Origin of the sequence: Mycolicibacterium setense (genome assembly GCF_000805385.1) — a bacterium.
Classification (GTDB): Bacteria; Actinomycetota; Actinomycetes; order Mycobacteriales; family Mycobacteriaceae; genus Mycobacterium; species Mycobacterium setense.
The window spans coordinates 1,068,535-1,080,694 of the sequence record NZ_JTJW01000006.1 but is presented as its reverse complement, the minus strand read 5'-3'; the positions used below and the strand labels follow the sequence as shown (position 1 = coordinate 1,080,694).

Genomic DNA, 12,160 nt, shown 5'->3' with positions numbered 1-12,160 from the left:
GAAGCTATGCGCCACACCATGGCAGTTGCCGCGATCGGTCTCTTGACGCTCGGCGCAGCCCCGACTGCCGCGGCCGAGCCACCCCCGGGCGCCGACGACATCGACAGGTATCCCCTGGCCGAGGGGCACTACAGCTCACCCACCGACTTCTACGGCGTGTTCTTCCGGACCCCTGACGGTCGGCACTGCGGCATCGGCCCCAACGGCGGTCCGGTGGGATGCGATGCCGTGCCGATCGACGCACCGGCCGGCACCAATCAGACCGTTGTCAACAGCGGCGGACCGGCTTCGTACCGGCGCTCCGACACCGCGTCGTTCACCCGCGACGTCGACGTGCTGCCCGAGGGCCACCGGCTGGAGAATTGGGGTGCCAGTTGCGGAGTCGGCTATCAGGGCACGGTCACGTGCAAGACCTACGGTGAGCACGGATTCATGCTCAACGCCACCTACGGCGTGCTCTGGTAGTCGGGCAATCCGGTGAGGTAGTCACCCCAGTCCAGGCTGTCGACCGGGTCGGCCCGGCGGAATCCCGGTGTGTCGTCGGGGAATGTCCTGGCCGGTCCCGGGCCGCTGGCCCGGGTCTCGAAGCGCACCGTCATCACCCCGTGCCCGGCGCCCTGGACCCAGCCGTGTCCATGGTCGGGGTGGACCACATCGTCGCCGATGCGCCAACCGGTTTGGGTCGCATGCACCGGCTCCGTGGCCTGATGGTGCGAGTCCAAGACCTCGTCGGGCTGCTCGAGATCGGGGAACAACGATTCCTGCCTGATGTCGGACAATCCCGAAAAGCCCACGCCGACAAGGCGTATCGGTCCGATCTCCACAGGGTCGAGCAACAACCGCCGGGCAGTGCCGATCAGGGTGGCCGCCTCGGTGGTGGCATAGGCCAGGGTGGCGGAACGGGTCAGTGTGCTCATGTCGGACTTCTTCAGCTTCACCGTCACGGTCCGGGCGCCGCGACCGTCCTTCTCCAGGCGCCGGTGCGCGTGTTCGCCGATCGGGCCGATCGCGTCCTGCAGCTGACGCAGCGTGGTGAGGTCCGCGGGAAATGTCGACTCGGCGCTGATCTGCTTGGCCTCGGCGCGCTCGGCCACCGGGCGATCGTCGATTCCGCGGGCCAGCCGATGCAGCGCAGTGCCCACCGCCGTACCGAGCACACTGGTGGCCTCGGCATCCGACAGCGCGGCCAGCGCACCCACCGTCTCGATGCCCAGCCGGTGCAGCTTCTCCTCGGCCACCGGCCCGATCCCCCACAACTTGCGCACCGGTAGCCCGTCGAGCAGCCGCACCTCCTCGTCGCGCCGGACGACCCGGATCCCGTCGGGTTTGGCCAGCCCGGAAGCGATCTTGGCGATCTGCTTTCCAGATCCGGCCCCGACGGAGGCCACCAGCCCGGTCTGCTCGAGCACCTTGGCCCGCAACTGCTGGCAGAACTCCTCGACATCGGCCGCGGTGGCACCGGCCAGTTCGACGGGTTCGCCGAAGGCCTCGTCGAAGGACAGCTGCTCGAGCACCGGGACCACGCTGCGCACGGTGTCCAGCGCGCGCTGGCTGGCCACGCCGTACACGGCACCGCGGGGCGGCAGCACCACCGCGGGCGCACCGACGAGCCTGCGGGCCTGGTGCATCGGCATCGCCGACCGCGCGCCGTAGCGGCGCGCCTCATAGCTGGCCCCGGCCACCACGCCACGGCCGCCCAGACCACCGACGAGCACGGGCCTGCCGCGCAGGGTGGGACGGGTCAGCTGCTCGACGGACGCGAAGAACGCATCCATGTCCAGGTGCAGAACCCAGCGTCCGCCCGCGCCCGTGACCTCGGCGCCGTTCATAGTTGCTGATGCTATGGCGCTAGCCTGACTTTCATGACTCCGGAGGACGTACCGATCAGGGACGAGTCGATTCGCCTGGGACAGTTCCTGAAGTTGGCGTCCCTGATCGACAGCGGCGCCGACGCCAAGGCCGTCATCGCCGACGGGCTGGTCAGCGTCAACGGCGAGGTCGAGTTGCGGCGCGGGCGCCAGCTCCGTCCGGGCGACGAGGTCTCGCTCGGTGGAAGCTCCGCGCGGGTCGTCACCGGCTGAGCCCACGTCCTCCGTTGAGTGTGAGCTTGTGTGCCAAAAAAGTGGGACATCTCGCACACAAGCTCACGTTGGCGGATCACGCCTTGGCGATCGCGACCCGCACCCCGTCCCCGATCTCCGTGCCTTCGGGCAGCTCGGCCCCGTCGACGAATTCGAAACCGGTGGCCAGGATTTCACCGGCGATCAGCTCCCGGTGGGTACGCGCCCACGGCTCGTAGTCAGCCGGCACCGACATCTGCACGAGGATGCGGTCGGACACCTCAAGGCCGGTCGACTTGCGCAGCTCCTGCAGTTCGCGAATCCGGTCCTTGGCCCAGCCCTCGGCCTCCAGTTCCTCGGTGACCGTGCCGTCGAGCACCACCAGGCCGGCGCCGTCCGGCAGGGCCGCGGTCCACTCCGGATCGGCGGCAACCAGTTTGGCGGTGTACTCCTCCGGTTGCAGCACCACCGGTCCCGCGGTCAACGTGCCGTCGGGATTGACGACGCCCTCCCCCGACTTCACCGCCTTGATCGCGGCCTGCACGTCCTTGCCGATCCGGGGTCCCGCGACACGGGCGTTGACGGCGAGCTCGAACTTTCCGTAGGTGTCGATGTCGTCCGTCACCTCGACGGCCTTGACGTTCAGTTCGTCTGCGATCAGCTCGGCGAATGGCGTGATCGAAGACGGATCAACTGAATCTTCCAGCGCTACAGTCAGTTTCGGCAGCGGCAGCCGCACCCGCAGCTTCTTCGCCTTGCGTAGCGAGGAACCCACGGAACACACCTCGCGGACCTGGTCCATCGCGGCCACCAACTCGGCGTCGTGCGGCACCACACCGGCTTCCGGCCAGTCCGTCAGATGCACCGACCGCTCACCGGTCAAGCCCCGCCAGATCACCTCGGTGGCCAACGGCAGCAGCGGCGCGGCCAGCCTGCAGGTCACCTCCAGGACGGTGTGCAGGGTGTCGATGGCGTCGGCATCCTCTTCCCAGAAGCGTGAACGTGAGCGGCGCACATACCAGTTGGTCAACGCCTCGGTGAACTGCCGCAACTGGTCGCAGGCTCCGGAGATGTCGCACGTGTCCAGCGCAACGGTGAGTTCGTCACGCAGCTGCGCCAGCTTGGCCAGGATGTAGCGGTCCAGCACATTGTCGGAATCGGTGCGCCAGGTGCCCTTCTGCGGCGCGTACAGCGCCAGGAAGCTGTAGGCGTTCCACAATGGCAACAGCACCTGACGAACGCCTTCGCGGATGCCCTGCTCGGTGACGATCAGGTTGCCGCCGCGCAGGATGGGCGAGGCCATCAGGAACCAGCGCATGGCGTCGGAACCGTCGCGGTCGAACACCTCGCTGACGTCGGGGTAGTTGCGCAGCGACTTGCTCATCTTCTGACCGTCGTTGCCCAGCACGATCCCGTGTGCCACACAGGTTTTGAATGCCGGCTTGTCGAAGAGCGCGGTGGCCAGTACATGCATGGTGTAGAACCAGCCGCGGGTCTGGCCGATGTACTCGACGATGAAATCGCCAGGGAAATGGGCGTCCTCACCCCCACCGAGGCCGTCGAACCACTCCCGGTTGTCGAACGGATAGTGCACCTGCGCATATGGCATGGAGCCCGAGTCGAACCACACGTCGAACACGTCCTCGATACGGCGCATGGTCGATTTGCCGGTCGGGTCGTCCGGGTTCGGCCGCGTCAGTTCGTCGATGAACGGCCGGTGCAGATCGGTCGGGCGCACACCGAAATCACGCTCGAGCTCGTCGAGGCTGCCGTACACGTCGATCCGCGGGTATGCCGGATCATCGGACTTCCATACCGGAATGGGGCTGCCCCAGTATCGATTTCGCGAAACCGACCAATCGCGCGCGTTGGAGAGCCATTTGCCGAACTGCCCGTCCTTGACATGCTCGGGATACCAGGTGATCTGCTGGTTCAGCTCGACCATCCGGTCCCGGAAGTCGCTGACCTTGATGAACCACGACGACACGGCGCGGTAGATCAACGGGTTACGGCACCGCCAGCAGTGCGGGTAGGAGTGCTCGTAGGTCTCGTGACGCAACAACACCGCGCCGTTGGCCGCCGCGGACCCGTCGCCGTTCTTGAGGTCGCGGATGATCTGTGAATTGGCTTCGAACACTTGCAGACCCGCGTAGTCGGGCACGGTCGCGTCGAACCTGCCCTTGGAGTCAACCGGGGTGACCGCGACGATGTCGGCGGTGTCCGCGGTGGCCTTGTCGTCCTCACCGTAGGCCGGGGCCATGTGCACGATGCCGGTGCCGTCCTCGGTGCTGACGAAATCGGCGGCCAGCACCTGGAACGAGTTGGGCGCATCCATGAAGTAGGTGAACGGCGGCAGGTAGTGCGTGCCGAGCAGATCCCGGCCGGTGTAGCCGCCCAGAACCTCCGGCTCCTCGCCGAGCTCGCGCGCATAGGCCGCGAGCCGGGCCTGCGCCAGCACGTAGCGGCGCCCGTCGGAGCCCTGCACCAGGACGTAGTCGATGTCCGGGTTGACGGCGACGGCCTGGTTGGACGGCAACGTCCACGGCGTCGTCGTCCAGATCAGCAGGTGTGCGCCCTTGAGGGGGCCGTCGGTCACGGTGAAGCCGACGGTTACCGCCGGATCCTGACGGCTCTGATAGACGTCGTCGTCCATCCGCAGCTCGTGGTTGGACAACGGGGTCTCGTCATTCCAGCAGTACGGCAGCACCCGGTTGCCCTCGTAGGCCAGGCCCTTGTCCCACAGCTGTTTGAAGGCCCAGATCACCGACTCCATGAAGGTCGGATCCAGGGTCTTGTAATCGTTGTCGAAGTCCACCCACCTGGCCTGGCGGGTGACATAGGCACGCCACTCGTCGGTGTACTTCAGCACCGAGGCCCGGCACGCCGCGTTGAACTTCTCGATGCCCATCTCTTCGATCTGGGCTTTGTCCGCAATGCCGAGCTGGCGCTGCACCTCGAGTTCGGCGGGCAGGCCGTGGGTGTCCCAGCCGAACCTGCGCTCCACCTTGTAACCCCGCATGGTGCGGTAGCGCGGCACGATGTCCTTGACGTAGCCGGTCAGCAGGTGGCCGTAGTGCGGCAGCCCGTTGGCGAAGGGCGGGCCGTCGTAGAAGACGTATTCCTCGGCGCCCGCACGCTGGGCGACGCTGGCCCGGAAGGTGTCGTCGGTGGCCCAGTAGTCGAGCACCTCGAGTTCCCGTTCGGGGAAGTTGGGTGCGGCCGGCTTGGGGTAGCCGGCTGACGTTGAAGACTCCGATTGGGCAGCCACTGACGCGTCTCCTGTGCCTATGACGTAGCCCGCCGGGGGCCGCGTCGGAGCTCCTCACCCGAGGAGCCTGTGTGTCCAGGCACGGGGACGACGTCGCACGGGTGCGCAAGCGCCGCGGTACCACCCCGCTTGCGCGCTGCAGTGCAGCGCGCCGCTCAACTTCGGGCGATGACGGGCCCAACCCGTCCGGTTCTACTGGGCATGCCGAATCCGAGATCGAATCCCGCAGCTGTTCTTCCGGAGGCTCCCCGGTGATAGCCGGATCAGCGCCGATGCGCCCAGTCTAATGAGCGCCGCAAATCGCCCGAAATCACGCCTACCCGGAGGTGACCTCGATCAGCGCCAGCGGAAACTGCTCGGCCAGTTCCTGGACCGTGCACCGGTCGAAGCTGCGGCTGTCGAACCGCCAGTCCAGGCGCACGGTGTTCTCGGTGTCGGCATGGACGTGCAACGCCAGCGGATGTTCGGACCGCCCCGCCCGCGGCCCCGCACCGTAGGCGAAGCTCAGGTCCGCCGAAGGACGGTCGGCATCAACCGGACGTGCCGCGGCCAGCAGTTCGGCTCCCGACAAGCCACGATGGGCCACACACGGGACTCCGACCCGCCGGAAACCCGCCCGCTCCGGACCGCTCACGACGTCGACGATCACCGTGCCCTCACCGATCGCCCGGGCAACGGTGCGGGCCAGGGCGGCCAGCAGCAGCTCCTCGGCGGTGCACCCCATCGCGATCTGGGCGCCGTGCAGCTCCGCGGACAACACGGCGTCCAACGAACCGGACACCGCTGTCATGTCCGAGGCAACAGGTGCCCCGACCGTGCCGTGATCGGCGATCCACGAGCCGGTGCCAGATGCGTCGGGCAGTACGGAAACAGACATGTTCGTAACGTTAGCCAGTGATTCCCATAAATGGGAGAGCTGTGCCAAAAGTCTGACAGGCTTGTCAATTACGTCATTGCTGACTACGCCGTGGCTCGCTGTGACCAATCGCGGGTTCTGGGTCTATGGTGTTCTGATGCCGCGTACTGATGAGAACGGCAGGCAGCTCAAGGCCCTGCTGGACTATCTGCTGGACGGTGAAGTCGACGCCAAAGCCGTGTACAGCGCGTTGGGTGTCTCCAGCAGCACGTACTACCGGCGGGTGAAAGAGGCCGATTATCCCAACGCCGAGGAACTGCGGCAGGTGGCCGACCGCTTCGGCCTCAGCTATCCCGATCTGCAGATCCGCTTCGGGCTGATGAGCCGCCAGGAGGTCTGGCACTACATGGAGTCGTCGCCCGTGACCGTGGCAGCCGCGGACACCACCACCCGGACCCGGCCCGCCGTCCACCGGCCGAAGAAACTGTCCGAACTGACCCCACGACCCGACGCACCCCCGCTCTAGCAGCGCGTCAGCTGTCCGCAACACCGTCCGAGGCAAACTGTTATGTCCATCGCCACACTCATCGCAATCACACTGGCCTGCATCCTGTGGAGCCTGTGGATCAGGAGAGTCACCTGGTCCTGCCGATGGGAAGTGGCCGCCACCCTGAACATCGCGCTGCAGGGTCTGGCGGTGCTGCTGATGTCACCGTGGGCCTCGGCAACCATCGGGCAGGTTCTGCACTCGCTGACCGGCAAGTGGAATCTCGAGGACTACATCGGCCACGACTGCTACATCGTCGCCGCGTCGGCCATCGTCTACAACTCACTGGGCCGGCTCCAGGACGACAACGCCATGCAGCGCTCCTTCAAGCAGTACGTCGAGCGCCCGGCCACCATCTGTATCCCGGTGCTGCTGGCCACCTTCTCGATGGGCAACGGGGCCGCGGTGTACCGGCCCGACTTCTTCCAGGTCCCGACCGACTTCTGGCTCAGCGCGTACTGGATCCTGCTCTGCGGAACCCTGCTCTACCTGCTCGGCTACGGGGCCCGCGCCATGCTGGTGCTGCGCCGCGACCCGCAATCACGCCGGATCGCCAACATCTATCTGTTCGCCTCGGTCAGCGGAATGCTCGCCTGCACCACTCGCATCGTCACATCTCTGGTGCCGGCGCTGCAGCCCATCGAGAACGGCCGGCTGGTGTGGATTTTCGCGTGTGGCTGCGGTGCGATCTTCGCGCTCGCATCCGCCCATTCCTGGCGGATCAAGACGCGGTGGCTGGCACCGAGCAATCGGTGACCACAGCTGGCGCACAGGGACAGCGAGCCCGCCCGACCGGTCCGTGACACCACATACACTGGGCGCACCGAGAGCGTCGCCCGTCACATCGAGCGCGCCGGCACGACCCGTCCGATGCGCTCGATGGCGAAGTAGGTAAGGACATGCAGGATCAGTAGGGCAGCACAGTTGTTGCGACGCCTGCACGGCAGCGCGGACAACCCCGAGAGCGGCACATTCCACTTGCTGGGCGGTGTCGTCGTTCGCTGGCCCTGGCTGGTGATCGTCGGCTGGGTGATACTCGCCGCCGCGCTCCCGCCGATGTTCCCTTCCCTGACCGAGCTCTCCCAGAAGACCCCGCCTGCGATGCTGCCGGCCAACGCACCCGGGTCGGTTGCCGCCCAACAGATGTCAAAGGCGTTTCACGAGTCGGGGTCGGACAACATCCTGCTGGTCGTTCTCAGCGACCAAAACAACCTGGACGCCGCCGACGAGAACGTCTACCGCAGCCTGGTCGAGAAGTTGCGCGCGGACACCGCGAGTGTCGTGACAATGCAGGATTTCATCACCACACCGCCGCTGCGCCAGGTGATGAGCAGTCAGGACGGTAAGGCATGGCTGCTGCCGGTCAGCCTGACCGGCGAACTGGGCTCACCGCAGTCCTATACCGCGACGTCGAATGTCGTCCGGATCGTCAAAGAGACCGTGGGCGAGGGCGGATCCGGCATCACCGCACATGTCACCGGCCCGGCGGCCACGCTGGCCGACCTCGCCGAAGTGGGCGAGCGCGATCGGGTACACATCGAGATCGCCACGGTGGGCATGCTGCTGGCGATCCTGATCATCATCTACCGCAATCCCCTCACGATGATCCTGCCGCTGCTGACCATCGGGGTGTCGCTGGCGACCGCACAGGGTGTCGTCGCCGCATTGGGCAGTCTCGGCCTTGCCATCTCCGGCCAGACCATCGTCTTCCTCACCGCGATGTTGGCCGGCACCGGAACCGATTACGCGGTCTTCTTGATCAGCAGATACCACGACTTTCTCCGGTTGGGAGAGGACTCCGACAAGGCGGTCAAGAGCGCCCTGAACTCGATCGGCCCGGTGATCGTCGCGTCGGCGGCCACTGTTGCCGTCACCTTCATCGGGATGATCTTCACGAAGCTGACGATCTTCTCGTCGGTCGGCGTGGCGCTCGCCGTCGCCATCGCCATCGGCTGCCTGGCCGCCATGACCTTCCTACCGGCGGTGCTCACCCTGGCGGGCCGTCGCGGTTGGATCTCGCCGCGGAAGAGTCTCACCAACACGCTGTGGCGGCGTTCGGGTGTGCGCATCGTGCGCAATCCGCGCCGCAACCTGGTCGCCAGCCTGATGCTGTTGATCATCCTCGCCAGTTGTGCGGGCCTGGCGACGTACAACTATGACGACCGCAAGGCACTCCCCGGCTCCGTCGAAAGCCTCCAGGGCTACGACGCGATCGCCGCGCACTTCCCGGTGAATTCCAGCCTGCCCCAGTATCTCCTGGTCGAATCACCGCACGATCTGCGCGGCCCGAAGGAGCTCGCCGACCTCGAACAGATGGCGCATCGCATCAGCCAGCTGCCCAACATCGAGGCGGTCCGCGGGATCACCCGCCCGACGGGAGAGTCGTTGGAGCAGGCCAGGCTGTCGTTCCAGGCCGGAGAGGTGGGTTCCAAACTCGACGACGCGTCCTCGCTGGTCTCCGAGCGCGGTGGTGACATGGACAAGCTGGCCAACGGCGCCACCCAGATCGCCGATGTACTGGGCGGGGTGAAAGGGCAGCTCGGGCAGGCAGCGGTCACCGTCGGGGGCCTGATCGACGCGTTGAGCTCCATGCAGAAACAGTTCGGTGGCGACAAGGCGCTCAACCAGTTCGACAGTGCCGCCAAGCTGGTCCTCGCCATGCGATCACTCGGCGATTCCATCGGCGTGACCATCGACGATGCGGCCAATTCCGTACAGCAGGCCCGCCCGGTTCTGACCGCGCTGAATGCCAGCCCGATCTGCGACGGGGATGCCTCCTGCCGCAACTCCCGCGGCCAGCTGCAACGCATGGTCGACGCCGGCGACAACGGCACGCTGGCGGGTATCGCCACCTTGGCCAGGCAATTGAAGGCGACCGAGGGCAATCAGACCCTCGGTGCGACGACCGACAATCTTCGGGGTGCCTTCGACACCGCCACCAAGGCCCTGAAGTCGGCCGGGCTGGACGATCCGTCGAGCATGCGGCAGCAGATGGCGACGCTGCAGCAGCACGCGGACACCCTCGCCGACGCCAGCCGGCAGGTCGCCGACGGGGTGACCCTGCTGGTCAACGAGACCAAGAAGATGGGCGGCGGGCTAGGCGATGCGTCGGCGTTCCTGCTGGCGATGAAGAACGAGGCCAGGACGCCGTCGATGTCGGGGTTCTATGTGCCCCCGCAGTTCCTGGCCACCGATGACTTCAAAAAGGCTGCGGCGCTGTTCTTCTCCCCCGACGGCCACACCGTTCGCTACATGATCCAGACGAAGCTCAACCCGTTCAGTACCGATGCGATGGATCAGATCGACGCAATTCTGGATGTGGCTCGCGATGCGCAACCGAACACGACGCTTGCCGATGCGAAGGTGTCGATGACCGGATACTCGGTCTCGCTCCGCGACACGCGCGAGTACTACAACGAGGACATCAGATTCATCATCCTGGTGACGGTCGCCGTGGTGTTCCTCATCCTCGTGGTCCTGCTGCGTGCGTTGGTGGCGCCGCTGTATCTCATTGCCTCGGTGGTGATCTCATACCTGTCCGCACTCGGCATCGGTGTGCTGCTGTTCCAAGTGTTCTTGGGCCAGGAGTTGCACTGGAGTGTGCCCGGGCTGACGTTCATCATCCTGGTCGCCGTCGGTGCCGACTACAACCTGCTGCTCATCTCCCGGATCCGGGAGGAATCGCCACACGGCTTGCGGACCGCGGTGATCCGAACGGTGGGTGCGACCGGAGGCGTGATCACCGCCGCGGGCCTGATCTTCACCGCGTCGATGTTCGGAATGCTGTTCGCCAGCATCAGCACGCTGGTGCAGGCCGGTTTCATCATCGGTGTGGGAATCCTGCTCGACACGTTCCTGGTGCGGACCACGACCGTGCCTGCGATCGCCGTTCTGGTGGGACGATTCAACTGGTGGCCGTCCCGCTGGCAGCCGGAAGCGAAAGCCCCTCCGAAAAAGATCGCCAAAGACGCAGAGCCCGAGCAGGAGTTGGCGACCGTCGTGGACTGACGCGTGCCGACGCCGACTTCAGTCGATGGTCGCGGGCAGTTCGAAGTCGGCCAGGGTGCGCGCCACTGCCTCGGAAAGCTCTGCGCGCGTGTTCATCCCGCCGATTGTCCAGCCGGACACGGTGAGGAATATCCGCCCGTGGCCGCGGCCCGAGGCGAGGTAGAGCAGTCCTCCGAGACCTTCCAGTACTCCGGGCGTGATCCCGGGTTCGACCAGTCGGAACGACACGTAGTCGGCATCGGTGCCGTCCGGCCGGTTGGCCGCCGCGGGCAATTCACCAAGGTTCGAACAGCCGATCGGGCTGCCGACTTTGAGCACCATGCGTTCGAGCCTGCGCACCATCACCTTCGGCACGTAGGGGGTCAGCGGCAGCGGCGCCAGGTTGGCGTCGGGCGCGGTGCCCAATTCGGTGAGCACCCGCTTGAGTTCGCCGCGAATTTCTGTGAGGTCGGTGCCGGCCTTGGCCGGGTCCACGATGGCGGTGACGGTGTTGAGGGCGTTGGCACGGGTATCGCCCTCGGTGCGATCGCTGACCGGAAATGACAGCATGGCCCGCCCGTCGGCATCGACCCGGCCGAGCAGTTGCCCGAGCCGGGCGGCGAATCCGGCGAAGAGTGAATTACTCGTTCCGCCAAGGCGTTCCACGCGTTCATCCCAGGCCCCCAGATCGACGTAAGCCGTGACCGTCGGTGGAATGACCGGATCCGACGACCCCGGCCCGCCCCCCGGTGCGGCCGACTTGGCCGACGCCGCCAGATCCTCACGCTGTTCGCGAGCGACCCGGGCCGTGGCGAGAATCGCACGCCCCACCTCGGGCAGGTCCCGAGCCGCACGCCGGACATCCCGCAACAGCGCCTGCGTCCGGGTGGCCGATCCCGGCGCCGGATACCCCAGTTCACGCCGGATACCGTCGGAAGCGTCAGCGATCGCGAGGGTCAGACCCAACGCATCGGCGACCGAGTGCGACACCACCAGGGTGACGGCGTCGCCGCCTTCGGTCAGCGGCAGGACACCCAAGTGCCACGCGGGTCCACGCTCGGGATCAATCGGAACGACGATGCGTTCGTCGGCCCAGTCGGCGAGCTCGCTACGCGGGCGGTCGGCGGCAGCGACGGCGATATCGGCAGGACCGGCCGACGAAACCCAGCGATGCCTGCCGAAGGGCAGCGGCGACCGCTCGATGCGGCGACCCAGCAGCCCGTGCCCGAGGTTGCAGTGGAATCGCCGCAACCCGGCGATGTCGACCCCATCGGAATAGATCCAGGTGAACTGCATGATGGGCGCGCGGCCCAGGGCCCGAAGCCCGAGGAACGATCCCTGATCCATGTACGTGAGGGTGTTGTCCACGTCGGCATGGTAATTCGTGGCCGGCCTCCGTCATGCGGCACGCTGTGCGGGGTTCGGAGCCGGGCCACCGGGCC

Annotated in this window: 9 protein-coding genes; 5 read left to right on the top strand and 4 right to left on the bottom strand. The window is 66.4% G+C overall.

Annotated features, from left to right (window positions below; translation table 11 throughout):
* Positions 1-6: 6 nt before the first annotated feature.
* The gene (locus QQ25_RS15875; protein ID WP_039379527.1) at positions 7-465 is read left to right on the top strand and encodes a hypothetical protein; all 459 of its coding nucleotides are present in this window, start codon (positions 7-9) and stop codon (positions 463-465) included.
* Here the strand turns inward: QQ25_RS15875 and QQ25_RS15870 are convergent.
* Positions 447-1,829 (bottom strand): DNA polymerase IV, encoded by a 1,383-nt coding sequence (locus tag QQ25_RS15870; protein WP_039379524.1) that lies wholly within the window; start codon positions 1,827-1,829, stop codon positions 447-449. The genes QQ25_RS15875 and QQ25_RS15870 overlap by 19 nt on opposite strands.
* A gap of 33 nt (positions 1,830-1,862) precedes the next feature.
* On the opposite strand from QQ25_RS15870, the gene QQ25_RS15865 reads away from it, so the two are divergent.
* The gene (locus tag QQ25_RS15865) at positions 1,863-2,081 is read left to right on the top strand and encodes an RNA-binding S4 domain-containing protein (RefSeq protein ID WP_039319885.1); all 219 of its coding nucleotides are present in this window, start codon (positions 1,863-1,865) and stop codon (positions 2,079-2,081) included.
* Between the two features lie 76 nt (positions 2,082-2,157).
* Here the strand turns inward: QQ25_RS15865 and ileS are convergent, their stop codons facing one another.
* The gene (ileS, locus tag QQ25_RS15860) at positions 2,158-5,328 is read right to left on the bottom strand and encodes an isoleucine--tRNA ligase (protein ID WP_039379522.1); all 3,171 of its coding nucleotides are present in this window, start codon (positions 5,326-5,328) and stop codon (positions 2,158-2,160) included.
* Positions 5,329-5,644: 316 nt separating this feature from the next.
* Positions 5,645-6,205: a hypothetical protein gene (locus QQ25_RS15855; protein ID WP_082017535.1), complete on the bottom strand. Its 561-nt coding sequence runs from the start codon at positions 6,203-6,205 to the stop codon at positions 5,645-5,647.
* 136 nt (positions 6,206-6,341) lie between these two features.
* On the opposite strand from QQ25_RS15855, the gene QQ25_RS15850 reads away from it, so the two are divergent.
* The 3 genes from QQ25_RS15850 (at position 6,342) to QQ25_RS15840 (ending at position 10,739) form a co-directional block, all read left to right on the top strand.
* Positions 6,342-6,710: a hypothetical protein gene (locus QQ25_RS15850; RefSeq protein ID WP_039320630.1), complete on the top strand. Its 369-nt coding sequence runs from the start codon at positions 6,342-6,344 to the stop codon at positions 6,708-6,710.
* A 42-nt stretch (positions 6,711-6,752) separates the two neighbouring features.
* Positions 6,753-7,487 carry a hypothetical protein gene (locus tag QQ25_RS15845; protein ID WP_039379520.1) on the top strand — a complete coding sequence of 245 codons (735 nt, stop codon included), beginning with the start codon at positions 6,753-6,755 and terminating at the stop codon, positions 7,485-7,487.
* Between the two features lie 168 nt (positions 7,488-7,655).
* On the top strand, positions 7,656-10,739 hold the full coding sequence (locus tag QQ25_RS15840; protein WP_234711913.1) for an MMPL/RND family transporter: 3,084 nt from the start codon (positions 7,656-7,658) through the stop codon (positions 10,737-10,739).
* Between the two features lie 18 nt (positions 10,740-10,757).
* Here the strand turns inward: QQ25_RS15840 and QQ25_RS15835 are convergent, their stop codons facing one another.
* Positions 10,758-12,086, bottom strand: a complete 1,329-nt coding sequence (locus tag QQ25_RS15835; protein WP_039379518.1) for a hypothetical protein — start codon at positions 12,084-12,086, stop codon at positions 10,758-10,760.
* Between the last annotated feature and the right edge of the window lie 74 nt (positions 12,087-12,160).